This is a genomic window from Streptomyces sp. JN8 (assembly GCF_055808075.1).
Genome location: NZ_CM147852.1, coordinates 2409654 through 2435104, shown reverse-complemented (window position 1 = coordinate 2435104; position 25451 = coordinate 2409654). Strand labels below are relative to the sequence as shown.

Below are 25451 nucleotides of genomic sequence, written 5' to 3'. Positions count from 1 at the left end.
TTTCTATGTCAATGATAGTTGTCTTTAGAACTCTCGACCACCACGCAGCACTCGCCCGGCCGCGCGTCCATGCGGGCGCGTACGGCACCGTCGGCACCCAGCAGCCCTTCGAGCAGGGCGAGGTTCATGCCGCAGACGAGCGGCGGGAAGCGTTCGGCGACGGCGTGGAAGGGGCAGTTGCGCATCCGGACGACGCGCGCGGGCGCCGCCGCTCCCGGCGCCGGTCCGGCGGTCGCGTCGAGGGGGTCCGTACGCGGATCGCCGTCGGCGCCGGCGGTCTCCAGGTGAGGTTCGTAGCCGCGGGCCGCCAGCGTCCGCATGGCCTCGTCCAGGCTGCCGCAGGGCGCCGCCGAGCCGCGCAGCCCCTCCCCGCGTCGGCGGGCGGCCGCGCGGAGCCCGGCGTCGAGCCCGGCCTCTTCGGCGGCCTCGGCGAGCAGCTCGGCGGCGGTGCGGTAGTCGCGGGCCGGCAGGGAGACCGACCGCTCGGCCGGCGCCCGCGTGTACACCTTGGCGGGGCGCCCGGCCCCCGGCCCCGAGCGCCCCGTCAGACGGCGGCTGCCGCTCTCCAGGAGCCCGGCGCCGGTCAGCTTGTCCAGGTGGTGCGCCGCGAGCGTGCGCGCCACCCCGGTGGCCTCGGCGGCCTCGTTGCGCCCGACCTCGCGGCCCTGCGCGACCACGTACGCGTACAGGCGGCGCCGCACCGGGTCCTGGAGCATGGCGATCGCGTCGATGTCCTGCGTGTCCTCCATCGGTCCATTCTAGAAACGACGCAGGTGGGAGATAGAAGGCCTCCGCGGGCCCGGAGGCGCGCCCGCGGTCAGGGGCCGCGCCAGACGTTGGCGAAGGCGGTGTTCTCGATGGTCCGCCGCTGGCGCACGGCCTCCAGCTCCATCACGGCCTCGTTGACGACCGCGACCACAGTGGTCACCGCCTCGTCCGCGAACCCCGGCTCCTCGTCGGACCACTCGCCGCCGACGCCCACGGCGGAGGCGAGGGCGGCCAGTACGGGCTCGCCCTCCTCCCGGCGGGCGGCGGCCCGCCGGCTCGCCTCCGTGTCGGCCGGCTCCACGGTCTCCGGGCCGAAGGGCAGCAGGCCGCTGCGCCTGCGCGTGAGCGCGCCGGCCTTCTCCAGGGTGCTCCGGTACGTGGCCGAGAGGTCGCGGCCCCGGCGCCACAGCCAGTCCTCGACCGGCTCGTAGGGCTCCTGCCGGACGAGCTCCGCCTCGGCCGCGGCGAGGAGGCGGTCGTCCGGCGCCGACGGCGGGCCCGGCACGATCCGGTCCTCGTCGATGGCGGCCGCCCCCGAGCCGAGGAGATCGATCAGCTCGGCTCCCGCGAGCGCGAGCGACAGGTCCCCCTGGCCCACGGGACGCTCCGACCCCGGGTCCATGGCGATGATGAACAGGTCCTGCGCCGTGGTCATGAAGGCTCCCCTCGAAGGCGTCGGCATGGCGGGGCTCCCGGCCCGCCCGGCTGTCCCGGTCGGGACCGGTCGGGGGCGAGGAGGCCGCCACGATCAGTATCGCTCGCCGCCCGCGCGTCCGAAGCCCCGGCGGGGGGCGGGGAGTTCGGGGCGGCGTGGGGGGCGGGACCGTGCGGGGGCGGGGATGGTGCGGGGGTAGGGGTGATGCGGGGGCCGGGATGGTGTCGCGCGGCGAGCCGTGCCCGCCCGAGGGGCTCGTCGGCCCTACGGTCGATGGGGGGGCGGGGGTGAGCCTCGGTCCACGGGGGCGAGGGCCCCGGAGCCGGGCCGTCCGCACCCGCCGTCCGCACCCGCCGTCCGTGCCCGCCGTCCGGGGTGCCGGCCTGGCCCCGGCGGCGACGATCGGGGGGCGACGGCGGGGCCGAAGAGCCGGGGTCCGGCCCGGCGAGTGCGCTTGACACTGAAATCGAACATCCATTCTCATGGAAGCCCGGCCCTTGGAATCTCGGGCATTTCGCCGAGTTGTCCACAGGTCGGAGGGGACGTCGGGGCCCATTGTCAGTGGCAGGGGTTAGCGTCTTTCACATGAAGCGATCGACTCAAGCAAACCGGGTGGAACCCATGGCAGGAACCGACCGCGAGAAGGCGCTCGACGCCGCGCTCGCACAGATTGAACGCCAATTCGGCAAGGGCGCCGTGATGCGCATGGGCGACCGCACCCAGGAGCCGATCGAGGTGATCCCGACCGGATCGACCGCCCTCGACATCGCCCTCGGCGTCGGCGGCCTGCCGCGCGGCCGTGTCATCGAGGTCTACGGCCCGGAGTCCTCCGGCAAGACGACCCTGACCCTGCACGCGGTGGCCAACGCGCAGAAGGCCGGCGGCCAGGTCGCGTTCGTGGACGCCGAGCACGCCCTCGACCCCGAGTACGCCAGGAAGCTCGGCGTCGACATCGACAACCTGATCCTGTCCCAGCCGGACAACGGCGAGCAGGCCCTCGAGATCGTCGACATGCTGGTCCGCTCCGGCGCCCTCGACCTGATCGTCATCGACTCCGTCGCCGCGCTCGTCCCGCGCGCGGAGATCGAGGGCGAGATGGGCGACTCCCACGTCGGCCTCCAGGCCCGTCTGATGAGCCAGGCGCTCCGGAAGATCACCAGCGCGCTCAACCAGTCCAAGACCACCGCGATCTTCATCAACCAGCTCCGCGAGAAGATCGGCGTGATGTTCGGCTCGCCGGAGACCACGACCGGTGGCCGCGCCCTGAAGTTCTACGCCTCGGTGCGTCTCGACATCCGCCGGATCGAGACCCTCAAGGACGGCACCGACGCGGTCGGCAACCGCACCCGCGTCAAGGTCGTCAAGAACAAGGTCGCGCCGCCCTTCAAGCAGGCCGAGTTCGACATCCTCTACGGCCAGGGCATCAGCCGCGAGGGCGGCCTGATCGACATGGGCGTGGAGCACGGCTTCGTGCGCAAGGCCGGCGCCTGGTACACGTACGAGGGCGACCAGCTCGGCCAGGGCAAGGAGAACGCCCGCAACTTCCTCAAGGACAACCCCGACCTCGCCGACGAGATCGAGAAGAAGATCAAGGAGAAGCTCGGCGTGGGCGTCCGGCCCGAGGCCGCCGACGCGGCGAAGGACGCGGCCCCCGCCGCGGACGCCGCCGCCACGGACGAGGCCGCCAAGAGCGTCCCGGCACCCGCCACCAAGACCGCGAAGGCGACCAAGGCCACCGCGGTCAAGAGCTGACCCCGTGACCGGTCGCACCGAATGGCCGGGTGACAGCCCCGACTCGTCGAGGGCCGAGAAAGAGCTGTCACCCCAAGACCCGGCTGAGCGGGCGCGGGCGATCTGCCTGCGCCTGCTCACCGGGACCCCCCGCACGCGCAAGCAGCTCGCCGACGCCCTGCGCAAGCGGGAGATCCCCGACGAGGTGGCCGAAGAGGTCCTCTCCCGCTTCGAGGACGTCGGACTCATCGACGACGCCGCCTTCGCCGGGGCCTGGGTGGAGTCCCGCCACCACGGCCGGGGCCTCGCCCGGCGGGCACTCGCCCGCGAACTGCGGACCAAGGGCGTCGAGCCCACCCTGATCCAGGAGGCGGTGGAGCAGCTCGACTCCGACCAGGAGGAGGCCACCGCGCGGGAGCTCGTCGCCCGCAAGCTGCGCGCCACCCGCGGTCTCGACCGCGACCGGCGCCTGAGACGGCTCGCCGGGATGCTCGCCCGCAAGGGCTATCCCGAGGGCATGGCCCTCCGTGTCGTCCGCCAGGCGCTGGAGGCCGAGGGCGAGGACACGGACGGGCTCGACGAGTCCTTCTGATCCCCGGGGGAGATCAGAAGGACGCGTCGGGCGCCGGCCGGGGCTCAGCCGGCCGGCGCCGGGAGCAGGACCGGGAGGCCCGCCGCCTTCCAGGCCTGGAAACCGCCGACCAGGTCGGTCGCCCGGTGCAGTCCCAGGCGGCGCAGGGACTCGGCCGCCAGGGACGAGGCGTAGCCCTCGTTGCAGAGCACCACCACCAGCAGGTCGTGTCCGGTGGCCTCCGGCGCGCGATGGCTGCCCTGCGGGTCGAGCCGCCACTCCAGCTCGTTCCGCTCCACGACCAGCGCGCCCGGGATCAGACCGTCCCGCTCGCGCAGGGCCGCGTAGCGGGTGTCCACCAGCAGCGCCTCGCCCGTCTCGTAGGCCTCGTAGGCGGCCCGCGGTTCGATCCGGTCGAGACCCGACCTCACCCGCTCCAGGAGTGCGTCGATGCCGATGCGCTCGTCGCCGCCGTGGTCGCTCACTGCCAGTCCTCCGGACGCTCGACCTGCTCCAGGCGGAGCACCGCGCCCGCCCGGCTGAAGCGCCGGATCAGGGGCAGCGGGGGATAGTAGGCGTGCACCGACACCGCGTGGGTGTCGGGGGACTCGTTGAGCACCTCGTGCACATGGTGGCGGCCGAAGGCGCGGCCACCGCCCTCGCCCAGCCGGCGGGAGCGGTCGAGGCCGTCGGCCAGCTCCAGCGTCTTCCAGCCGCTCGCCGGCAGGCGGACCGCCAGCGCGTTCTCGGTCAGGGTGCCGCGCGCGGTGGCGAAGGCGCCCTGCGACTCGGCGTGGTCGTGCCAGCCGGTACCCGTTCCGGGCGGCCAGCCGATGAGCCAGGCCTCGCTGCCGCCGGGACCCTCCAGCCGCACCCACGTACGCCCCTCGGGATCGAGCGGCAGGGAGTCGACGAGGTCGCGGTCCGCCGCGGTGCGCCGGACGAAGTCGAGCAGTTCGGCCGCCGTCGGGGCGCCGGGAGCCGGCGCGGCGGAGTCGGTCGGGGAGCCGGCGGCAGGGGCGGCGGCGCTCAGGGGGTGTGCGGGGGCGGGTCGGGACACGGGTGACCGTCCTGGGTTCGCTGAGGGCGCGCGGCGGCACGGCACACGGGCGTACCTGGACGTACGGCGGTGGCGGCGGGGCGCGCGCGGGGAAGGGGCGAGATCAGCAGGACGGGCGACACACGCAGCCCGCGTAGCGGACGAGGTCCATATGGACCCTCCGCCACAGGCGCACATCGGTGTCGGTCACGTTCCGGAGTACACCATGTGCGCCTGCCGGAATCAATGGATGTCCGCTGAGCGGTCACTCCCCGTGGACGCCCCGGCGGCCCCCACCTTCGCCGCGGCCTTCGCTCCGGACCCCGTCCCGGCCCGGGCCGCCGCCTTCGTCCCGGTCCTCGACCCGGCGTCCGTCCCGCTCTCCCCGCCGTCCTCCGGCGCGGCCGGATCGTCGGTCGGGGAGCCGCCGCGGACCGCGTCCGCCGCCGCGTACAGCTCCGCGGGATGGACGCCGGCGAAGGCCGCGGCGAGGTGCCCGTCGGGCCGCACCAGCAGGACGGCGTGGGCGGGGGCGCCCGGGTAGGCCTCCGTGACCAGGACCTCCGCCTTCGCCGGCAGGTCCGACACCGCCTCTTCGAGCCGGGGCATGACCCCGGCCCCGCGCCAGTGCCGCCGGTCCCACACCCCGGTGCCGGGGGCGACCAGGAGGACCAGGAGACGGCCCTGACCGAGCCGGTCCCGGAGCCGTACGGTCGTGCCGTCCGGGGCGGTCACCCGGACGTCCTCGACCGGCGCCCCCTCCGGCGTGCCCACCGGGGTACGGCCCTCGGTGTACGGAGGCGCGAGAGGCGAGTGGGGGTACGCCGGGGGCGCGCCCAGCGGACCGCGCCCCACATGGCCGTCGGTGAGCAGCGCGTCGTGCCCGCGGGCCGCCCCGGGGAGGTACGTCCGCAGGCCGCCGCCGCCCCGCAGGACCGGCAGCGACTGGTCGGCGGCGCGCAGCCGGTGGGCGACGGCCGCCCGCCGCTCGCTCTGGTAGCTGTCGAGCAGCCGCTCGGAGGCGCCGTGGTGCCAGGTGTGGGCCAGCTTCCAGGCGAGGTTGTCGACGTCCCGCAGCCCCTCGTCGAGCCCCTGGGTGCCGACCGCGCCGAGCAGGTGCGCCGCGTCCCCGGCGAGCAGGACGCGGTCGACCCGCCAGCGGCGGGCGAGCCGGTGGTGGAGGGTGTGGACGCCGGTGTCGATGAGCTCGTACGGGGGTGTCACGCCGTCGCACCAGCCGGCCAGCGTCTCGCGGATCCGGGCGACGAGCGCGTCCGGGGTCACCAGGTCGCCCCGGGGCGGCAGCAGCCAGTCGATCCGCCACACCCCGTCGGGCAGCGGGCGGGCGGAGATCTCCTCGGGAGCGCCGCGCCACGGCGGCTGACGGTGCAGCAGGGCCTCGCCGGGCCAGGGGAGTTCGGTGCGGAGGGCGGCGACCGCGTGCCGCTCGACGGCCGTACGGCCCGGGAAGCGGATGCCGAGCAGCTTGCGCACGGTCGAGCGGGCGCCGTCGCAGCCCACGAGGTGGCTGCCGCGCCACCAGGTGCCCGCCGGGCCCCGGGTGTGGGCGACCACGCCGTCCCGGTCCTGCTCGATGGTGTCGAGCCGGGCCTCGGTGACGAGCCGGATCAGCTTCTGGTGTCCGATCGCGTCGCGCAGCCCGCGCGCCAGGGCGTGCTGGGGGATGTGCAGCGGCGCGGCGGGGGCGGACGGCGCGGCGGGGTCCTCGGACCACTCCTCCGTGCCGCCGAGTCCGTGGTCGAGGGTGAGCGCGCGGACCACCTGCCGGCGGCGCATGCCGCGCCAGCCGACCCAGCGGACCCCCTCGTCACGGAGGGTGGTGCAGCCGAGCCGCTCGACCATCGCGGCCGTGTCGGCGCGCAGCACGACGCTGCGGGCGGGGCGTGGTTCGTCCTTGCCCGAGCCCTCGTCGAGGACGATGCTGGGCACGCCCTGCGCGGCGAGCGCGAGGGAGAGCGCGAGGCCGACCGGCCCCGCGCCCACGATGATCACCGGGTCCACGGCGCGGCTCCTGAAGGCCGGACGGTCATGGGGGCAGCACATACGAGTGTGGCACGAGCCCGGTGCTTGATCACAGACCGTATGCAACCCACTGAGGGTGCTTGCGTCAAGCGACGGGGTGGGCGCGGTGCGGCTGACCTGAAGTCAGTGCCGCTCCGGCCCACCCCTGTTGCTCCGCGGACCCCCGAGGGGTCAGGCGCCGCTGATGGCGTCGCTCTTCACCTCGGCGGGTCCGCCCTGCGCGGGGATGGCCGGCCCGGCGGACTTCTTGCCCTGCCGCAGGCGCTTCTCCAGGCGTCCCGCGAGGGCGGTGATGATCGCGTTGATGGCGATGTAGATCAGCGCGATGACGGTGAAGGTGGCGATCGTGTTGGCGCCGTAGTTGGCGGTGATCTGCCGGTTCTGGCTGAGCAGCTCCGCGAAGCCGAGCAGCGCGCCGCCGAGCGCCGTGTCCTTGACGATCACGACGAGCTGGCTGACCAGGGCGGGGAGCATGACGGTGACGGCCTGCGGGAGCAGGACGTACATCATGGTCTGGCCCTTGCGCATGCCGAGTGCCTCGGCCGCGTCGCCCTGGCCGCGGGGCAGCGAGAGCACACCGGCGCGGACGATCTCGGCGATCACCGAGGCGTTGTAGAGCACGAGGCCGGTGACGACCGCGTACAGCGGGCGGAAGTCGGAGCTGATGGTCGTGAACTCCCGGTAGAGGGAGGCCGCGAACACCATCAGGATCAGCACCGGGATGGCGCGGAAGAACTCCACGACGGCACCGACGGGGACCCGCACCCAGCGGTGGTCGGAGAGTCGGCCGATGCCGAGGAGGGCCCCGAGCGGCAGCGCGATCAGGATCGCGAGGCCGGCCGCCTTGAGGGTCTCGGTCAGACCGGGCAGCAGATACGTCGTCCAGACCCGGGAGTCGGTGACGAACGGACTCCACTTGTCGGCGGCCAGCTGGTTCTTGTCGTTGAGGGCCACGAGGACCCACCAGGCCACCAGGACGAGGACCGCGAGGAACCCGATCGTAAAGAGCAGGTTGCGCCGCTTGGCCCGCGGCCCGGGGGTGTCGTACAGGACGGAACTCATCGCTTCACCGCCAGTCGCTTGGCCGCCCAGCCGAAGAACAGGCCGGCCGGAAGGGTGAGAACGATGAAGCCGAAGGCGAAGACGGCGAAGACGGCGAAGAGCGCGTCTGCCTCGTTCTCGATCATCTCCCGCATGAGGAGGGCCGCTTCCGCCGCGCCGATGGCCGCCGCCACGGTGGTGTTCTTCGTGAGGGCGATGAGGACGTTGGCGAGCGGGGTCACCGCCGCGCGGAACGCCTGGGGGAGGACCACCAGGGTCAGGACCTGGAAGAAGTTCATCCCCAGCGCACGGGCGGCCTCGGCCTGCCCGGCCGGCACGGTGTTGATGCCCGAGCGCAGCGCCTCGCAGACGAAGGTGCCGGTGTAGGCGACGAGTCCGAGGACCGCCAGCCGGAAGCCGATGTCCTCGGAGCGGTCCGCGCCGAGCGTGATGTTGAGCGTCTGGTCGAGGCCGAACGAGCAGGCCACGAGGACGACGGTCAGCGGGGTGTTCCGGACGAGGTTCACGTACGTGGTGCCGAAGCCCCGCATGAGGGGTACCGGGCTGACTCGCATGGTGGCGAGGGCGGTGCCCCAGATCAGGGAGCCGATCGCCGAGTAGAGGGCGAGCTTCGCCGTCACCCAGAAGGCGCCGAGCAGGTCGTACTGCCCGGAATCAAGAAAGTCGAACACGATGCCCCGCGCTCTCCCCTGGTGGTCGGTCGGTGTGGAGGCCGCTGCGTGGGCAGCGGCCGGTGCCGGGGTGACGGCCGCCGTCGAGCGGGGCGGCCGTCACGGACCGGGCAGGGTGGTTCAGCCGGTGATCTTCGGCGCGGGGTCGTTCTTGTAGCCCGAGGGGCCGAAGTTCTGCTTGACGAGCTTGTCCCAGGTGCCGTCGGAGACCATCTTCTCCAGGGCCTTGTTGATCTTGCCCTTGAGGTCGGAGTCGCCCTTCTTGAGGCCGATGCCGTAGTTCTCGTCGCTCAGGGAGAGGCCGGCGAGCTTGAACTTGCCCTGGTGCTCCTTCTGCGAGGCGTAGCCCGCGAGGATGGAGGCGTCCGTGGTCAGGGCGTCGACACGCTTGTTCTCCAGGCCGGTCAGGCACTCGGAGTAGCCGCCGAGCTGCTGGAGGTCGGCCTTGGGGGCGAGCTTCTCCTTGACGTTCTGCGCGGAGGTCGAGCCGGTGACCGAGCAGAGCCTCTTGGTGTTGAGATCCTCGGCCTTGGTGATCGAGGAGTCGTCGGCGCGCACCAGCAGGTCCTGGTGGGTCACGAAGTACGGACCGGCGAAGTCGACCTCCTTGAGGCGCTTCTCGTTGATCGAGTAGCTGGCGACGACGAACTTCACGTCACCGTTCTTGATCAGGTTCTCGCGCTCGGCGCTCGGCGCCTGCTTCCATTCGATCTTGTCCTCGGCGAAGCCCAGCTCCTTGGCGACGTACTTGGCGACGTCGACGTCGAAACCGGCGTACGTGCCGTCCGGGGTCTTCAGACCGAGGCCCGGCTGGTCGAACTTGATGCCGATAGTGATCTTGTCACCGTTGCTGCCCGAGTCCGATCCGGTGCCACAGGCGGTGGCGGTCAGCGCGAGGACGACGGCGGCCGCGGCGGCGGCAGGGGTGCGACGAAGCTTCATCGAGGAATGTCCCTTGGTCTAGAAGTGAGTTGGGAAGGATAGGCCCGAACTCGCTCAGTGGTGAAGGATCTTGGAGAGGAAGTCCTTCGCCCGGTCACTGCGCGGGTTGCTGAAGAACTCCTCGGGCGTCGCCTGCTCGACGATGCGGCCGTCCGCCATGAAGACGACCCGGTTGGCGGCGGAGCGCGCGAAGCCCATCTCGTGGGTCACGACGACCATCGTCATCCCGTCCCGGGCCAGTTGCTGCATGACCTCCAGGACCTCGTTGATCATCTCGGGGTCCAGCGCGGACGTCGGCTCGTCGAACAGCATGACCTTCGGGTCCATCGCGAGCGCGCGGGCGATCGCCACGCGCTGCTGCTGGCCGCCGGAGAGCTGCGCCGGGTACTTGTCCGCCTGGGTGCCGACGCCGACCCTGTCGAGCAGGGCGCGGGCCTTCTCCTCGGCGGCCTTCTTCTCCGTCTTCCGGACCTTGATCTGGCCCAGCATCACGTTCTCGAGCACCGTCTTGTGCGCGAAGAGGTTGAACGACTGGAAGACCATGCCGACGTCGGAACGCAGGCGCGCGAGCTCCTTGCCCTCCGCCGGCAGCGGCTTGCCGTCGATGGTGATGGTGCCGGAGTCGACGCTCTCCAGCCGGTTGATCGTGCGGCACAGCGTCGACTTGCCGGACCCGGAGGGTCCGATGACGACCACGACCTCGCCGCGGCTGATCGTCAGATCGATGTCCTGGAGGACATGCAGCGCGCCGAAGTGCTTGTTCACGCCGGACAGTACGACCAGGTCGTCCGCGGGGCGCGGGGTGTCCTCGGGCCCCCTGGGCACGGACTTGGACACTGACTCTCCGCTCATCGGGCTCTAGCTCCGTCCTCCTCGGTTGGGGAGGACACTAGAGACCCGATGTGATGACCGTCATCACATCTGAGCGGAAATTGAGGATAACGATCCGGCCGCAACCGGACACAGTGTGTGAACGGGACAGCCGGGGCCGTACCGGCTGCATAACGGAAACGCCGCCGTCACAGGGGGACACTTGACTGTGACACCGGACATCGGTGTTCATGCCTTGGTACCACCTGGTACACAGAGAGCCGCTATCAGGACCGCGACCGGCGCGGCCACGGAGATCCCCACGGAGGAGGCACGTATGCGACTGCTGCTCGTCGAGGACGACGACCACGTCGCCGCCGCCCTCTCCGCGATCCTCGCCAAGCACGGCTTCACGGTGACCCACGCCCGCAACGGCGAGGAGGCGCTCCAGGCCGTGCTCCCCACGGCCCAGGGCGAGCGCCCCACGTACGGCGTGATCCTGCTGGACCTCGGCCTGCCCGACCAGGACGGCTACCAGGTCTGCGGCCGCATCCGGAAGCTCACCGCCACTCCGGTGATCATGGTGACCGCGCGCGGCGACGTGCGCTCCCGGATCCACGGGCTGAACCTCGGCGCCGACGACTACGTCGTCAAGCCCTACGACCCCGGTGAGCTCCTCGCCCGCATCCACGCCGTCAGCCGGCGCAACGCCGGCGCGGAGGAGACGACGGGAGGCGGCGCACCCGCCGACGGGACCAGGCTGCGGCTCGGCTCCGTCACCATCGAGCTGCCCACCCGCCGCGTCAGCGTCGACGGCGAGAGCGTGCCCCTCACCCGCAAGGAGTTCGACCTGCTGGCCCTCCTCGCGCAGCGGCCCGGCGTCGTCTTCCGCCGCGAGCAGATCATCAGCGAGGTCTGGCGCACCAGTTGGGAGGGGACCGGCCGCACCCTGGAGGTGCACGTCGCCTCCCTGCGCTCCAAGCTCCGGATGCCCACCCTGATCGAGACCGTACGGGGCGTGGGCTACCGCCTGGTCGCCCCCGCCGCGTAACCGCCGGACGGCCCCTCCGTGCGCACCCGCCTCCTCCCGCTGCTCATCGTGCTGATGGCCGGCGTCCTGCTGGCCCTCGGCTTCCCGCTCGCCGCCAGCCTCGCCGCCTCCGAGCAGCAGCGGGTCGTCGTCGACCGCCTGGACGACGCCGCCCGGTTCGCCGCGCTCGCCCAGTTCGTCAGCGAGACCAGCCCCGGCACCGACGAGCGCCGCACCACGCTCGGCGGCGAACTCGCCAGCTACCACGACGTGTACGACATCCGGGCCGGGATCTTCTACCGCAACAACCGGTCCATGGCCGCCGCCCCCGAGGACTGGGTGGTCCCCTACGAAGGGGAGGGCCGCCGCGCCTTCAACGAGTCGCTGCTCGGCCGCCGCAGCCACGACCCGCCCCAGGTGTGGCCCTGGCAGGCCCACGCCCGGCTGATCATCGCCTCACCGGTCGTCCGCGACGGCGACGTCGTCGCGGTCGTCGTCACCGACTCGCCGACCGGCCAGCTCCGGCTCCGCATCCTGCGCGGCTGGCTGCTGATCTTCGCCGGCGAGTCCCTGGCCATGCTGGTCGCCGTCGGCGCCGCCTTCCGGCTCACCGGCTGGGTCCTGCGGCCCGTCCGCGTCCTCGACTCCGTCACCCACGACATCGCCACCGGCCGGATGAACTCCCGGGTCGCGGCGACCGGCGGCCCGCCCGAGCTCCGCCGCCTCGCGCTGTCCTTCAACGAGATGGCCGACAACGTCGAGGAGGCGCTCGAACAGCAGCGGGCGTTCGTCGCCGACGCCTCCCACCAGCTGCGCAACCCGCTCGCGGCACTCCTGCTGCGGATCGAACTGCTCGCCATGGAGCTCCCCGAGGGGAACGAGGAGATCGCCTCCGTACGGACCGAGGGCAAGCGCCTCTCGCAGGTCCTCGACGACCTCCTCGACCTCGCGCTCGCCGAGCACACGGCGGCCGAGCTGCAGCTCGTCGACGTCGGCGCGCTCGCCGCCGAGCGGGTCGCGTCCTGGCGGCCGGTCGCCGACGACAAGGGCGTCGCGCTCGTCGGCGCCTGCGGGCCGGTCACCGCCTGGGCGGACCCGGTGGCCCTCTCCAGCGCCCTGGACGCGGTGATCGACAACGCGGTGAAGTTCACCCCGGCCGGGCAGGAGGTCACCGTCACGGCGGAGCCGGTGCCCGGCGGGGACGAGGTCGCCGTCGTCGTGGCCGACCACGGCCCCGGCCTCACGGACGAGGAGCTGGACCGCGTCGGCGACCGCTTCTGGCGCGCGGGCCGCCACCAGAACGTCAAGGGCTCGGGCCTCGGCCTCTCGATCACCCGCGTCCTGCTCACGGCGGGCGGCGGCGGCATCGCCTTCGCCCCGAACGAGCCCCACGGGCTGCGCGTGACGGTGACCGTGCCGCGGAACCAGCCGGCGGCGAAGGGTGACCGCGAGGGTCAGGGCTTCACCGAGCGGTAGTAGCGGCGGGCGCCCTCGTGGAGGGTCAGCGGCTCGGTGTAGACGGCGGTCCGCAGGTCCACCAGCTGGGCCGGGTGCACCTGGCTGCCGATCCGGTCCCTGCTCCTGATCACCGTCCGGGTGAAGCCCTCCACCAGGTCCGCGTCGGCGTCCACCGTGGTGACCAGGAGGTTCGCCACCGCCAGGGTCTCGATCTCGTGGCCGTCCTGCGCCTTGGCGTACGAGTCGGCCGGGATCACCGCGGACCGGTAGTGGCGGGTCGACCCGCCCACGTCGTGGAGCCGGTCGACCAGCGCCCCGTCCAGGGGGAGCAGCCGGATCTCGTAGTTCTCGGCGAGGGTCTGCACGGCCTGGGTCGGCAGACCGCCCGACCAGAAGAAGGCGTCGAGCTCGCCCCGCTCCAGGAGCCCGGGCATCGTGTTGATGCCCAGGGAGTACGCCTCGACGTCCCGGTCGGGGGTCAGGCCGGCGGCGGCGAGCACCCGGTCGGCGATCAGCCGCACGCCGGAGCCGTCCTGGCCGACGCCCACCTTGAGGCCGCGCAGGTCCCGCACGGTCTGCAGGTCGGAGCCCTTCCGCACGACGAGCTGGACGTAGTCGTCGTAGAGGCGCGCGCAGCCGCGCAGCCGCTCGAAGCCGGGCCGGCGCTCCCGCTGGTACTGGGCGACGGCGTCGGCCGTCGCGATGGTGAAGTCGGCCTTGCCCGAGGCCACCCGGGACAGGTTCTGCTGGGAGCCCTCGCTGTCGGTGAGGGTTATCGAGACCTCGGGCATGTCCTGCGCCAGGGCCTGCTTGAGCAGCGCCCCGTACCGTTGGTACACGCCGGTGGGCACTCCCGTGCTGAAGGTGAGGGAGCCGCTCGGCACGGGCGAGCCGAAGGGGACCAGCCACCACACCAGCACTCCGCACACCGCGAGCAGCGCGACCGCGCCCGTGAGGACACGGCGGCGGGCGGCGCGGGTGAGGGAGGCGAACATGCTGGCGATCCTGCCAGGCGGTGGGCGTGTCTGGCCAGGATCGATTGCGTGAGGTCGGCCGGGGTGGGGCGGTGGGGCCGGGTGGGGCGGACGGGGTCGGGAGGGCCCGCGGGATCCGGGCCAGGTGTGGTGGGGACGGGCCTGCGTGCGGGGTGCGGCGGAGACGGGCCTCCTGGCCCGCTGCGGCGGGGCGGGCCTTGCGTGCCGGGTGCGGCGAGGGCAGGCCTCCGTGCCGGGTACGGCGTGTGGGGTCTCTGGCGCGGCGGGCGCTGCGGATGCGGATGGTGTCCGACGCGGGCCCGGTCGGGCCTGCGGCGTCCGTCGGTGTCGGGGGCTCCGTGAGGGATGCCACCCTGCCACCACATCCCCCCGACGGCCGGCCCCCGGGCCGGGCCCGGGACAGGCGGGCCGCGGAGGCCGGGCCCCGTCGCCGTGCGGCGGTCCGGCCGTGTCCGGGTGGTCCCCGGCGCCGTGCGGCGGTCCGGGTGGTCCGGGCGGTGTCCGGGTCCCCGGCGCCGTGCGGCGGTCCGGGTGGTCCGGGCCGTGTCCGGGTGGTCCCCGGCGCCGTGCGGCGGTCCGGCCGTGTCCGGGTGGTCCGGCGGTGTCCGGGCGGTCCCCGGCGCCGTCCCCCGTGCGCTCCGCCGAAGTGGTGAGCGGCCTCCGGGACGCGCGCCGCACCGTGTGTCCTGCCGGGGCGCCGACGCCCCGCGGGCTAGCGTCTGGATGCGCTCGGTGATCTTGAGGGCAGTCCCCGGCCCGCCCCTGGCGTCCCCCGCCGAGCCACGAACCCGCCCCTGGCGTCCCCCGCCGAGCCACCCCTGTCCCAGGGAGTTCCCATGACCGCACCGACGGTGCCGGCGCGCCGCCCACCGGCCGCCGACGCCCACTCCCCGCCCCCGCCCCGCCCACCGCGACGCGCGGCCCCTACGGTCCGGCCCGCCCGGGCCGGGGGACCGGCGGGCGGCGCACCGGACCGTGCCGGCGGGTGCCGCCCGCGTCTCACCCCGCCACGGCGGTGAGGCGGCGCAGCACCTCGGCCGGGCCCAGGGCCCGGGCCACGGCGAACAGGTCGGGACTGCGGGTGGCGCCGGTCAGCGCGACCCGCACCACGTTCGCGACCACCCGCGGCGGGCCCGCCCAGCGGCCGGGGTCCCGGCGCCAGGAGGCCGTGTCCGGGGCGTGCCCGTGCCGCTCCGCCAGCTCGCGGAGCGCGCCGTACCAGGCCTCCGCGGTCGCGGCGGCCCCCTCCCGTGCCGGCCCGGCGGCGAAGTCGGCGGCGATCCGGCGCACGAGCTCCGGGGCCAGGCCGCCGTAGCGGTCGTCGTCGGCGGCCGGGGGCGCACCGAAGAGCTCCGCGAAGAAGAAGCCGTAGCGGTCCCGGAAGCAGGACCAGCGGTCCAGGTCCTTGCGGGCGGGCGCCCCCTCGGGTCGGCCCGCCGCCAGGGCGGCCAGGGCCTGCCCCCGCTGCCCGGCCAGGACGGATCCGAGCTCCGGGTCGTACTCCTCCGCCCAGGCGAGCAGTTGTCCGTACAGCGCGTCGGGGCTCAGCGAGGCGATGAACTCCCGGCTCAGGGAGTGCAGTTTGGGGAGGTCCAGCAGCGGCCCGGAGGGGCGCATGCCGTCGAGCCGGACCGGGGCGGCGAGCGCCTCGGCCGTGGGCACGTCCATGAGCCGGATGTTGGCCAGCCCCCGCAGGTAGTGCTGGACGGCCGCCGGCGGATACCCGGCGGACAGGTAGTAGTCCACCGACGCCTCGGGGTCCTTGCGCTTGCTGAGCTTGCGCCGCGAGGGCCCCTCGGCCTTCATCAGCGGCGCCAGGTGCGCGTACGCGGGCTGATCGAAGCCCAGCGCCGCGTGGAGCTGGAGGTGCAACGGCGTCGAGGACAGCCACTCCTCGCCGCGCACCACCAGCGAGACCCGCATGAGGTGGTCGTCCACCACGTGGGCCAAGTGGTAGGTGGGCAACGGGAGTTCCTCCTGCGAGGACTTCAGCAGCACGATGTCGTTGCCGTTGTCCTGCATGGTGACCCCCGCGCGGATCCGGTCCGTGAACCGGACCCGACCGGGGAACTCGTACGGGCAGCGGAACCGCACGACGTACGGTTCGCCGGCCGACAGCCGCCGCGCCGCCTCCTCCGGGGGCAGCGTCCGGCACGGCGCCCACCGGCCGTAGTAGCCGATGGGGGAGCGGCCCGCGCGCTGCTCCTCCGCGCTGCGGGCCAGCCGGTCCTTGTCGCAGAAGCACGGGTACGCCCGGTCCCGCCGCAGCAGTTCGCGCACCTGGCTCAGGTAGACGTCCCGGCGTTCCGACTGGAGGTAGGGTCCCCACTCCCCGTCACCGGCGACCCCGCCCTCGTCGGGCGCGAGCCCGAAGGCCGCGAGCAGCCGGGAGAACTCCTCGGCGGCCCCCGCCACTTGGCGCGACCGGTCGGTGTCCTCGACGCGCAGGACGTGCACGCCGCCCGACTGGTGGGCCAGGGCGCGCGCGACGGCCGCCGTGTAGAGGCCGCCGATGTGCAGGTGCCCGGTGGGGCTCGGGGCGAAGCGCGTCACCTCGGCGCCCTCCGGCAGGGCGCGCGCCGGGAAGCGGCGCTCCCAGTCGGCCGGTTCCGGGAGATCGGGCGGGAACATCGCGTTGATGACGGACAGGTCGAGCACGGTGGACTCCCTCCGGGGGTTCCTCGATCGATCCACCGTAGGCCGGTGACCGGCCGATTCCAGGGGAGCGGGGGCGCGAGGCTGCGGAACCCCGAACCCACTTCGGTGCTGCGGGCCCCGCCCGGCGCGCACGGTCAGTAGCGTCCGGAGGGCCGCTCCGTACGACACGGGCGGACGTGGAACCGAAAGGGACGTGATGGGCGGTACGCGTGCGGTGGCCCTGCTGGCGCTGGGCTCCTTCGCCATGGGGACCGACGCCTACGCGATGGCGGGGCTGCTCCCGGACATAGGCGCCGACCTGGGGGTGTCCGTCTCCCTCGCCGGGCAGTCCGTCACCGCCTTCACCCTCTGCTACGCCCTCGCCGCACCGCTCTTCTCGGCGGTCCTCGCCCGCTGGGGCACCCGTACCGTCCTGGTGACCGCGCTGGTGGTCTTCGTCCTCGCCAACACCGGTACCGCGCTGACCGGTTCGTACGCCGGGCTGCTCGGCACCCGGGCCCTGGCCGGCGCCGCGGCGGGTCTGTTCACCCCGGCCGCGGCCACCGCGGCCGTCGCCCTCGTGCCGCCCGAGCGCCGCGGACGCGCCCTCGGCCTGGTCCTCGGCGGGATGAGCGCGGGTACGGTCCTCGGCGTGCCGCTCGGCCTGCTCGTGGCGGCCGACGCGGGCTGGCGCGCCGCCCTGTGGCTGATCACCGGCCTCGGAGCGGTCGCGCTCGCCGGGGTGGGCGCCGGGCTGCCGCCGGTCCGCGGAGCGGCGGCCCCCTCGCTGAGGTCCCGGTTCGCCGCCCTCGCCCGGCCCCGGGTCGCCGTGGTCGTCGCCGTCACCTTCACCCAGACCGTCGCCAGCCTCGGCCTCTACACCTATCTGGAACCGGTCCTGCACCGGGTCGCCGACGTCGACAACGCCGTGCCGTACCTCTGGGTCTGGGGCATCGGCGGGGTCTGCGGCAGCCTCCTCGCCGGCACCCTCGTCGACCGGACCGGGCGGCCCGCCCTGCTGGCCGTCGCCCTGCTCGGCACCCTCGCCGCCGCCCTGACCCTGCTCCCGTGGTCCGGGGCCGTCCCCGGCCTCGTCCTGCTCCCCCTGCTCGTGTGGGGGGCGGTCGGCTGGGCCTTCGTCGTCCCCCAGCAGCACCGGCTGCTCGCGGGCGAAGCGGGCGAAGGGCAGGCCGGTGCCGCCGCCGTCGGCCTCAACAGCTCCGCCACCTACCTCGGCGGCGCCGTCGGCTCCGCCCTCGGCGGCCTCGCCCTCGCCCACGGGCTCGACGCCCGCTGGCTCCCGCTCCCCGCCGCCGGGGTCGCGCTCGCGGGAGTCCTCTTCCACCTCATCGCGGTCCGCGTGCCGGCCGGACCCGCCGGAGCCCCCGGCGCCGGGGCCGACGGCCGGGACGCCGGGACGGCCCCGCGCGACGCCGGGGCCGACGGGCGCGGCACCGCGACCGACCACCGTGACAGCAACGGGACCGGAGCCGCGGGTGGTGCGACCGCGACCGAGGCCCTGGAAAGGAACACGCCATGAAGTTCGGCGTCAATCTGCCCAACTACGGCCCCGAGGCCACCCCCGACGCCCTCGCCGACTGGGCGCTGCGGGTCGAGTCGATGGGCTACCACTACGCGATGCTCTCCGACCACGTCGCGCTCACCCCCGACGTGCAGCACCTCTTCCCCGCCCCGTTCTACGACCCCTTCGCGACCCTCGCGTGGCTCGCCGGCGTCACCCGGACCGTCGGGCTCGGGACCACGGTGGCGATCCTCCCGTACCGGCATCCCGTGCACACGGCCCGCGTCGCCGCCAACATCGACCGGTTCAGCAACGGCCGGCTCGTCTTCGGCGCCGCCGCCGGCTGGGCCGCCCGGGAGTTCGCCGTCCTCGACGTCCCGTACCGCAAGCGGGGGGCGATCAGCGACGAGTACCTCGCCGCCATCAAGGCCTGCTGGGCCTCCGAGGTGGCCTCGTTCGACGGCGCCCACGTCTCCTTCCGCGAGGTGCACACCGGTCCGCTGCCCGTGCAGCGGCCCGGTCCGCCGGTCTGGGTCGGCGGCCACAGCTACGGCGCGCTCCGCCGGGCCGTCCGGCTCGGCGACGCCTGGCACCCCACCTCCGTCTCCGGCGACTGGCTCCTGGGCGTCGGCCTGCCGGCGCTCCGCCAGGTCGCCGAGGAGCACGAGCGGCCCGTCCCCGACCTCTGCCCCCGGATCAAACTCCGCGTCACCCCGCGGCCGCTGGGCCCCGGCCGCCTGCTCGGCGAGGGCACGGCGGCGCAGATCGCCGACGATCTCGGACTCCTCCAGGACCTCGGCGCCCGCGCGGTCGTCCTCGACCCCACCTACCCGGGCGACCGGCGCGAGGCGGGCCGCACCGCCCGGGACCTCGACGTCCTGGAGGCACTGGTCAAGGAGGTCATCGACGTGGACGCCGGCTGCGTACGATGACCGAACGGCGGCAGCGGGAGGGGGCGCGCGACATGACCGATCCGGACCTGCGGAAGCTGCGGGTGCTGAGGGAACTCAGCGAGCGCGGCACCGTCAGCGCGGCCGCCCAGGCCCTGCACCTCACCCCCCAGGCCGTCTCGCAGCAGATCAGCGCGCTGGGACGCGAGCTGGGGGTCCAGCTCACCGAGCCGTCCGGGCGACGGCTGCGGCTCACCGGGGCCGCGCGGATCGTCCTCCGGCACGCCGACGCCGTCTTCCGGCAGGTCGAGCAGATGCGCGCGGAGCTCGCCGCCCACCAGAGCGGCGAGCGGGGCGAGGTGGGCGTCGCCGGCTTCTCCACCACCCTGTCGGCGCTCATCCTGCCCGCGGTGGCCCGGCTGCGGGAGACCCGGCCGCTGCTGCGGACCTCGCTGGCCGAGGTCGACCCGCCGGAGAGCTTCTCGCTGCTCCAGCGGGGGGAGACGGACGTCGTCATCTCCGCGGACACCACGCGGCCCTCGCCGCTCCCGGTGCCGGGGACCGCGGGGAGCGGGTACGGACACCCCGACGGGCCCGACGGCGGACCGGCCGACGGCGGACGGGACGGCGGCGCGCGCGACGGCGGCTCGGACGGGCGCTTCCACCGGGTCGTCCTCTGCGACGACCCCTTCGACATCGCCCTCCCGGCCGGTCACCGGCTCCTCGACAGCGAACGGCTGCTCCTCGCGGACCTGGCCGACGAGACCTGGATCTTCGCCACCACCGGCCTCTGCCACGACATCGGGGTCGCCGCGTGTACGGCGGCCGGGTTCACCCCGCAGGCCTCCCACGCCATCGGCGACTGGGACGCCACGCTCGCGGCGGTGCGGCTCGGCCTCGGGGTCGCGCTGGTGCCCCGCCTCGCCAAGCCGGTCCAGCGGCCCGAGGTGACGATCCGCCCGTTCACCGAGCGGGCGCCCTCGCGGACGGTCTTCGCCGCCGTACGGGAGGGGAGCCAGACCTCCCCGGAGATCGCCGCGGTCCTCGACGCGCTGCGGACGGCCGCAAGGGCGGCCGTCGCCGGCTGAGCGCACACCGCGAGCGGCACCTGACGTACCCGCTCCGACCTGCGGGAACGCGATTCGCCACGGCTCGTGGACGGTACCGTCCACGAGCCGTTGCTGGACCCGCCCGACCGCCGGTGCGAGGCTCGATCCCGTACCGCGGAGCGCTCCGCGCGTCCTCCCCACCCTTCCTTTCCAACTCCTTGCCGAGCCCTGTCTGCCTTCGGAGAGCGGGAACACCCATGTCCAAAGCCACCTACACACGGCTGGCCGCACTGAGCCTCATCTGGGGCTCCGTCTTCCTCTGGATCAAGATCGCCGGATACGGCTTCTCGCCCGTCCAGATGGTGCTGATCCGGCTCGCCCTCGGAGCCGTCGTGATCCTCGCCATCGGCTACGCCCGGGGCCTCCGGCTCCCCAGGGAAGCCGCCACGTGGGGTCATCTGACCGTCGCCGCGCTCCTCGGCAACGCCATCCCGTGGACCCTCTACGCCGAGGGGGAGATCGAGGGGTCGAGCAGCGTCGCCGCGGTCGTCAACGGCAGCGCGCCGATCTGGACCCTGGCCGCCGCGCTCCTGCTCGGCCAGGAGAAGCGGGTCTCCGGTTTCAAGGCCGGCGGCGTGCTCCTCGGCCTCGGGGGCACCGCGCTCATCGCCTCCCCATGGAACTCCTCGTCCGCCGGCACCGGTTGGAGCATCCTCTGCTTCGTCCTCGGCTCCATCAGCTTCGGAGCCAGCTTCGCGTACATGGGCAAGTACCTGGTGGGCAGGGGCATTCCGCCGCTGATGCTCGCGGGCGGCCAGCTCGGCGCCGCCACGATCCTGCTGCTGATCGCCTTCCCCTTCCTGGGACTCCAGGCCGTCACCTGGCGCACCGACTCGGTGATCTCCGTCCTCGTCCTCGGCGTGGTCTGCACCGGCTTCGCCGCCCTGCTCAACTTCGAGCTGATCATCAAGGACGGTCCCACCGTGGCCTCCACGGTCACCTATCTGATGACCGCCGTCGCCGTCGTCCTGGGCGCCCTCGTCCTCGACGAGCCCCTCGGCTGGACCGTCTGGGTCGGGGCCGTCGCGGTCCTCGCGGCCACCGGGCTGCTCCGCCGCAAGCCGCGGCCGGCGCCCGAACCGGCTACCGAGGCCGCCCCCGTACCGGCCCCCGCCGCGGCGGATTAGCCGCCCGATTCCCTCCGGAAATGCCTGGCCGCCGCCCGCAACATTGTGTTCATTCATGGGGCGGGTGAGGGGTGGTAGCGTCACGAGTGGAAACACCCGGCCTTTTATGGGGGAGTCGTACGTGGCTTTTGTGGTCGAACTCGTTTTCCGTGGTGATGAGACGGACCGGCTGAGTTTCGGAGAGGCTCACCGGACCTATTGGAAAAGGATGGCCGCCCGCGGCATCCTGCTCGGCGGCGGCCCCTGGCGGGACGGTACCGGGGAACTCCTGGTCTGCGAGGCCAGGGACCGGGGAACCCTCTTACGGGTCCTGTACGCCGATCCCTACGCCCAGGCTCAGGTCGTCGGAGAGTTACGGGTCCGCGAATGGAACGCGGTCATGGGGCACGTGGTGCTCGCCGGTCTCGAACGGTCCACCGGGGGCGCCGGGACCCATGAGCGAATACGCGGGGGCGTCGCGACGCCCGCCCCGCCGGCCGCCCGCGTGGTGGCCGCCGTACGCGAGGATGCCGCCGTCCGTGAGGAACTGACCGCCCACGAGCGGCGCATCGCCACGATGATGCTCGACGGCCTGACCAACAAGCAGATCGCCGAGTCGTTCACGGTGTCGACCCGGGCCGTGGAGCTCCACATCACCCGGATCTACCGCAAGCTCGACATCCGCCGGCGCGCCCAGCTCGCCGCCGCGATCGACCGTTTCGAGGCCGCGCTGGCCTGCTGACCGCCGCGCCGCCGTGCACCGCCGGCCCCGTCCCGGGGCCCGGTCCCCGCCCGGGACCCGCTTCTTCCCGATCCCGCACCCATCCACCTGGGGGAGTTCGCCATGCCGCTCGTCGAGATCACCGTTCCCGTGGGCACCCTGTCCGAGGCCGCCGCGGAGGTCCTGCAGCAGCAGGTCGCCGACTCCGTGCTGACCGCCATGGAGCTGCCCCGCACCGACTTCTTCGCCGCGGCCACCTGGGTGTACGTCCGGGAGGCGGCCAAGGGGTTCGCCGCCACGGGCGCCGGCACCGCACCGGGGGTCCTCGTCGTGGTCACGCCCCTGGAGGGCTTCCTCACCCCCGAGCGCAACGAGGCCCTCTCGGCAGAGGTCACCCGGCACGTCCAGGAGGCGACCGGGCCCGACACCGTCGTCTGGCTCGTCGTGAACGAGATCCCGGAGGGGAACTGGGCCGTGAACGGCGGACTGACCCGGCGGGCGAAGATCGACGAATTCGTCGCCGAGGCAGCCCGGGCGAACTGAATTCCGCTTCCGCATTCCGGACGCCGGACCATTCCGGACGCCGGACCATTCCAGGCTCCGAAGCATTCCAGGCTCCGAAGCATTTCTGGGCACCCTGGTATTCCGACTGCCGCGGCGCCGCACCGTATTCACGGTGCGGCGCCGCGGCTTTTCGCGTCGCGGCACTCCGGACCCGGGCGACGAATCCGGCCACGGGTGCGGAATCCCGTATCGATGTGCGATGCGCCCCGCTCGTACGGTGATGTCAATGGCACCGACGGATGGGAGTGACTCGTTCATGGCTCTGCATTCGGCGCCGCGACTCGGTGTGGTGGTTCCTTCGGGAAACGCCGCGGCCGAACCCGAGATCGGCGGCCTCGTCAGCCCCGCGTTCAACGTCCACACGGCACGCTTCCCGGTCCTTCCCGGAAAGGACCTCCGCGGCCGGCTCGACACGTACAACGACGTACTCCCCGACGTCCTGGGGAGTTTCGGCGGACTGCGCCTCGACGCGGCCGTCGTCTCCTGCACCGGATCGCACTACCTCCTGACCCCCGAGGGCGACCGGGCCCTCTGCGCCGAGCTCTCCGAGCAGGTGGGAGCGCCCGTCCGGTCGGCGGCGCTCGCCATCCTCGACACGGCGCGGGCCGTCGGCGCCGAGCGGCTCGTCCTCGTCTCGCCGTACGAGCCCTGGCTCACCGAACTCTCCCAGGCGTACTGGGAGTCGGCCGGTCTCACGGTCGACCGGGTGGTCAAGATCCGGGCCGGCGACCGCTTCTCCCCGTACGACGTGACCACCGAGGAGCTGGTCGCCCAGGTCCGGGCGGCCGAACTCCCGGAGGACGCAGCGCTGCTGTTCACCGGCACCGGCATGTTCACCTTCGACGCGCTCGCCGCACTCGGCCGGGACAGCGGGCGCACCCTCCTCACCTCCAACCTGGCGAGCGCCTGGTGGGCCCGGGACGCGCTCGGCCTGCCCGCCGGCGGCCCGGACGCCCACCCGCTGCTGCGGCGGCTCGCCGAGCGGACCGGAACGGGTCCGGCCGCCCCGGGCGCGGGGCGCGGCGCCGTGGCCGGTGCCGCCGCCGTGGCCGTGCCGTGAGCGGCGCCCGCCCCTCCCCGGCCCCCGTCGCGGTCGTCGGTGCCGGGCCCGTGGGCCTCACCGCCGCCCTCGTCCTCGCCCGGACCGGCGTCCGCGTCACGCTCCTGGAGTCCCGGACGTCGCTGGCCACCGAGTCCCGCGCGTCCACCTTCCACCCCTCCACCCTCGACCTCCTCGACGAGCTCGGCGTCGCCGCCGCGCTGCGCCGCCAGGGCCGTACCGTCGACCGGGTCCAATGGCGCGACCTGGACGGCCACGTCCACGCCGAACTGGACTACGCGGTGCTCGCCGGACACACCGGCCACCCGTACCGGCTCCACGTCGAACAGGCCCGGCTCACCCCGCTGCTGCTCGCCGAACTGGCGGCCACCGGACTCGCCGAGGTGCGGTTCGGCACCACCGTCACCGGGGCCGAGACCGTCGACGGCGCCGACGAGGTGCGGGTGCGCGCCGAGGACACGACGGGGCGGGTCACCGTCACCCGCCACTCCTACGTCCTGGCGGCCGACGGCAGCCGCAGCCGGCTGCGCGAGCTCGCCGGGCTGCCCGGCACCGCCCGGGAGTACCCCGACTACGCGCTCCGCGTCGTCACCGGGACACCGCTCGACGAGCTGGTCCCCGGGCTCGCCCCGCTGAGCTACGTCCGCGACGGCCGGGCCTCGTTCAGCGCCCTGGGGATGCCCGACCACTGGCGGCTGATCTTCCGGATCCCGCGCGGGACCGACCGGGAGGCCGTGCTCGCACCGGAGGCCGTCCGGGACCGGGTCGAGCAGGCCCTGCCCGGCGCCGCCGGGAGGTCCGTACGGATCGCCGAGGCGCACACCTACCGGCTCGCCCGCTTCCTGCTGCCCCGCTACCGGGCCGGCCGGGTGCTGTTCGCCGGGGACGCCGCCCATCTGACGTCGACCGCCGGCGGTCTCAACATGAACTGCGGCATCCACGACGCCGTGGAGACGGCCCGCGCCCTCGCCGCCGTCCTGCGGGGCGACGCCCCGGGCGCGGCGGCTCTCGACGCGGCCCTCGAACACCGCCGTTCGGTCGTCGAGACCGCGGTCCTGCCCCGCAGCGAGGCCCGTACCGCGGGACTGGACAGCCCGGCCGAACTCCCCGCCCGCCTCGCCGCGATGAGGCGCACCGCGGCCGATCCCCGGTCGGCCGTCGACTACCTGCTCAAGGCCTCACTTCTCGATGTCGCACCACGACCACTGAAAGGTGACGCACATGCGGATCTGGTTTCACAAGCACACCGTTGAGGGACGCCTGCCGCTGCTCGACCAGTGGTACCGCGAGCACCTCGACGCGATCGCCGCACCCGGCACCGTCGTCGACATCAAGACCCTGCCGGCCGACACCTACCCCGACGCCACGCCCTTCGGCCTCGTCGGCCACCACTCCGCCCAGGTCCTCTTCAGCCGCCACTTCTCCGAGTCCGCGCTGGTCGCGGAGCGGGAGGGCTACGACGCCTGGGTGATCGCCGCCGGCCAGGACCCCGGCCTGCGCGACGCCCGCCACCTCGCCTCCATCCCCACCCTCGGCTACGGCGAGACGGCCTTCTTCCTCTCGGCGCTCACCGGCCAGCGCTTCGGCGTCCTCGGCTTCATGCCGCCCCTGGAGGAGCCCATCAGGGCCAACATCCGGCAGTACCGCCTGGAGTCCTCGCTCAGCTCCTACGAGGTCGTCCCCGGCGGCTGGGACTCCGTCCACCGCTCCCTCGAAGGGGACTTCGACCAGTTCGTCGAGGTGTACTCGGCGGCCGCCGAACGCGCCGCACGGGCCGGGGCCGAGGTCATCATCCCCGCCGAGGGCATCCCCAACGAGATCCTCTGGCACCTCGGCATCCACGAACTCCACGGCCTGCCCGTCGTCGACCCCGCCGGACTCGCGGTCAAGCTCGCCGAGACCCTCGTCCAGCTCGGAGAGCTCAAGCTCTTCCAGCGCAGCGGTCACGGCTACTGGTTCAGCCGCCCGGACGAGCCCGTCGCCAAGCACCTGGAGCAGGTGTTCCTCGGCGAGGCGCTCTAGGAGATGCCGTGTCCCCCGCGGCCGTGTCCGGCGCCGCCCTGTCCG

25 protein-coding genes are annotated in these 25451 nt (G+C 73.7%); 13 read left to right on the top strand and 12 right to left on the bottom strand.

What is annotated here, in order from left to right:
* Positions 1-8: 8 nt before the first annotated feature.
* Both ACY0MR_RS10365 and ACY0MR_RS10360 read right to left on the bottom strand, forming a co-directional pair.
* The gene (locus tag ACY0MR_RS10365; RefSeq protein WP_473560437.1) at positions 9-749 is read right to left on the bottom strand and encodes a helix-turn-helix transcriptional regulator; all 741 of its coding nucleotides are present in this window, start codon (positions 747-749) and stop codon (positions 9-11) included.
* Positions 750-817: 68 nt separating this feature from the next.
* Entirely contained in the window at positions 818-1423 is a 606-nt protein-coding gene (locus ACY0MR_RS10360) for a GOLPH3/VPS74 family protein (protein WP_388806922.1), read from the bottom strand.
* Between the two features lie 621 nt (positions 1424-2044).
* Between ACY0MR_RS10360 and recA the strand changes: the two genes are divergently transcribed.
* Positions 2045-3175 carry a recombinase RecA gene (gene recA, locus ACY0MR_RS10355; protein WP_361853621.1) on the top strand — a complete coding sequence of 377 codons (1131 nt, stop codon included), beginning with the start codon at positions 2045-2047 and terminating at the stop codon, positions 3173-3175.
* Positions 3176-3179: 4 nt separating this feature from the next.
* A complete protein-coding gene (gene recX, locus ACY0MR_RS10350) occupies positions 3180-3746 on the top strand; it encodes a recombination regulator RecX (RefSeq protein WP_328942221.1) in 567 nt (188 codons plus the stop codon).
* A 44-nt stretch (positions 3747-3790) separates the two neighbouring features.
* On the opposite strand, the gene ACY0MR_RS10345 is transcribed toward recX, so the two are convergent.
* The 8 genes from ACY0MR_RS10345 to ACY0MR_RS10310 form a co-directional block, all read right to left on the bottom strand.
* On the bottom strand, positions 3791-4210 hold the full coding sequence (locus tag ACY0MR_RS10345; protein WP_473560434.1) for a rhodanese-like domain-containing protein: 420 nt from the start codon (positions 4208-4210) through the stop codon (positions 3791-3793).
* Positions 4207-4785, bottom strand: coding sequence for a cupin domain-containing protein (locus ACY0MR_RS10340; RefSeq protein ID WP_388806918.1), 579 nt, complete (start codon positions 4783-4785; stop codon positions 4207-4209). Before ACY0MR_RS10340 ends, ACY0MR_RS10345 begins: the two co-directional genes overlap by 4 nt.
* 103 nt (positions 4786-4888) lie before the next feature.
* Positions 4889-4960: a putative leader peptide gene (locus ACY0MR_RS10335; RefSeq protein ID WP_309544753.1), complete on the bottom strand. Its 72-nt coding sequence runs from the start codon at positions 4958-4960 to the stop codon at positions 4889-4891.
* Between the two features lie 47 nt (positions 4961-5007).
* Complete coding sequence (locus ACY0MR_RS10330; RefSeq protein WP_473560431.1) at positions 5008-6786, bottom strand: FAD-dependent monooxygenase; 1779 nt, start codon at positions 6784-6786, stop codon at positions 5008-5010.
* Positions 6787-6978: 192 nt separating this feature from the next.
* Complete coding sequence (locus ACY0MR_RS10325; RefSeq protein ID WP_473560430.1) at positions 6979-7869, bottom strand: amino acid ABC transporter permease; 891 nt, start codon at positions 7867-7869, stop codon at positions 6979-6981.
* A complete protein-coding gene (locus ACY0MR_RS10320; RefSeq protein ID WP_473560428.1) occupies positions 7866-8540 on the bottom strand; it encodes an amino acid ABC transporter permease in 675 nt (224 codons plus the stop codon). The genes ACY0MR_RS10325 and ACY0MR_RS10320 overlap by 4 nt, the downstream gene beginning before the upstream one ends.
* A 120-nt stretch (positions 8541-8660) precedes the next feature.
* Entirely contained in the window at positions 8661-9482 is an 822-nt protein-coding gene (locus ACY0MR_RS10315; protein WP_148006457.1) for a glutamate ABC transporter substrate-binding protein, read from the bottom strand.
* A 54-nt stretch (positions 9483-9536) separates the two neighbouring features.
* The gene (locus tag ACY0MR_RS10310) at positions 9537-10334 is read right to left on the bottom strand and encodes an amino acid ABC transporter ATP-binding protein (protein ID WP_388806912.1); all 798 of its coding nucleotides are present in this window, start codon (positions 10332-10334) and stop codon (positions 9537-9539) included.
* A gap of 295 nt (positions 10335-10629) precedes the next feature.
* Here ACY0MR_RS10310 and ACY0MR_RS10305 point away from each other — a divergent pair, with 295 nt between their 5' ends.
* Together ACY0MR_RS10305 and ACY0MR_RS10300 are read left to right on the top strand one after the other, a co-directional pair.
* Complete coding sequence (locus tag ACY0MR_RS10305; RefSeq protein ID WP_388806910.1) at positions 10630-11343, top strand: response regulator transcription factor; 714 nt, start codon at positions 10630-10632, stop codon at positions 11341-11343.
* Between the two features lie 18 nt (positions 11344-11361).
* A complete protein-coding gene (locus tag ACY0MR_RS10300) occupies positions 11362-12798 on the top strand; it encodes a sensor histidine kinase (protein ID WP_451060197.1) in 1437 nt (478 codons plus the stop codon).
* Here the strand turns inward: ACY0MR_RS10300 and ACY0MR_RS10295 are convergent.
* Both ACY0MR_RS10295 and ACY0MR_RS10290 read right to left on the bottom strand, forming a co-directional pair.
* Positions 12777-13775 carry a TAXI family TRAP transporter solute-binding subunit gene (locus ACY0MR_RS10295; RefSeq protein WP_361853594.1) on the bottom strand — a complete coding sequence of 333 codons (999 nt, stop codon included), beginning with the start codon at positions 13773-13775 and terminating at the stop codon, positions 12777-12779. The two genes, ACY0MR_RS10300 and ACY0MR_RS10295, sit on opposite strands and share 22 nt — an antisense overlap.
* Positions 13776-14774: 999 nt before the next feature.
* Entirely contained in the window at positions 14775-16433 is a 1659-nt protein-coding gene (locus tag ACY0MR_RS10290; RefSeq protein WP_473560425.1) for a glutamate--tRNA ligase, read from the bottom strand.
* Between the two features lie 196 nt (positions 16434-16629).
* Here ACY0MR_RS10290 and ACY0MR_RS10285 point away from each other — a divergent pair, with 196 nt between their 5' ends.
* From ACY0MR_RS10285 to ACY0MR_RS10245, 9 genes are all read left to right on the top strand, one after another.
* Positions 16630-17952 carry an MFS transporter gene (locus tag ACY0MR_RS10285; protein ID WP_473560423.1) on the top strand — a complete coding sequence of 441 codons (1323 nt, stop codon included), beginning with the start codon at positions 16630-16632 and terminating at the stop codon, positions 17950-17952.
* On the top strand, positions 17949-18866 hold the full coding sequence (locus ACY0MR_RS10280; protein WP_361853586.1) for a TIGR03619 family F420-dependent LLM class oxidoreductase: 918 nt from the start codon (positions 17949-17951) through the stop codon (positions 18864-18866). Before ACY0MR_RS10285 ends, ACY0MR_RS10280 begins: the two co-directional genes overlap by 4 nt.
* Before the next feature lie 32 nt (positions 18867-18898).
* Entirely contained in the window at positions 18899-19912 is a 1014-nt protein-coding gene (locus ACY0MR_RS10275) for a LysR family transcriptional regulator (RefSeq protein WP_404081642.1), read from the top strand.
* A gap of 218 nt (positions 19913-20130) precedes the next feature.
* Positions 20131-21060, top strand: a complete 930-nt coding sequence (locus ACY0MR_RS10270) for a DMT family transporter (RefSeq protein ID WP_404081645.1) — start codon at positions 20131-20133, stop codon at positions 21058-21060.
* 106 nt (positions 21061-21166) lie between these two features.
* Positions 21167-21781: a LuxR C-terminal-related transcriptional regulator gene (locus tag ACY0MR_RS10265; protein WP_388806897.1), complete on the top strand. Its 615-nt coding sequence runs from the start codon at positions 21167-21169 to the stop codon at positions 21779-21781.
* A 102-nt stretch (positions 21782-21883) separates the two neighbouring features.
* The gene (locus ACY0MR_RS10260; RefSeq protein WP_388806895.1) at positions 21884-22303 is read left to right on the top strand and encodes a tautomerase family protein; all 420 of its coding nucleotides are present in this window, start codon (positions 21884-21886) and stop codon (positions 22301-22303) included.
* Positions 22304-22580: 277 nt separating this feature from the next.
* Positions 22581-23384: a maleate cis-trans isomerase family protein gene (locus ACY0MR_RS10255; RefSeq protein ID WP_473560418.1), complete on the top strand. Its 804-nt coding sequence runs from the start codon at positions 22581-22583 to the stop codon at positions 23382-23384.
* Complete coding sequence (locus ACY0MR_RS10250; protein ID WP_473560416.1) at positions 23381-24637, top strand: FAD-dependent oxidoreductase; 1257 nt, start codon at positions 23381-23383, stop codon at positions 24635-24637. Before ACY0MR_RS10255 ends, ACY0MR_RS10250 begins: the two co-directional genes overlap by 4 nt.
* Positions 24606-25406 (top strand): aspartate/glutamate racemase family protein, encoded by an 801-nt coding sequence (locus tag ACY0MR_RS10245; protein WP_361860440.1) that lies wholly within the window; start codon positions 24606-24608, stop codon positions 25404-25406. Before ACY0MR_RS10250 ends, ACY0MR_RS10245 begins: the two co-directional genes overlap by 32 nt.
* Positions 25407-25451 lie beyond the last annotated feature (45 nt).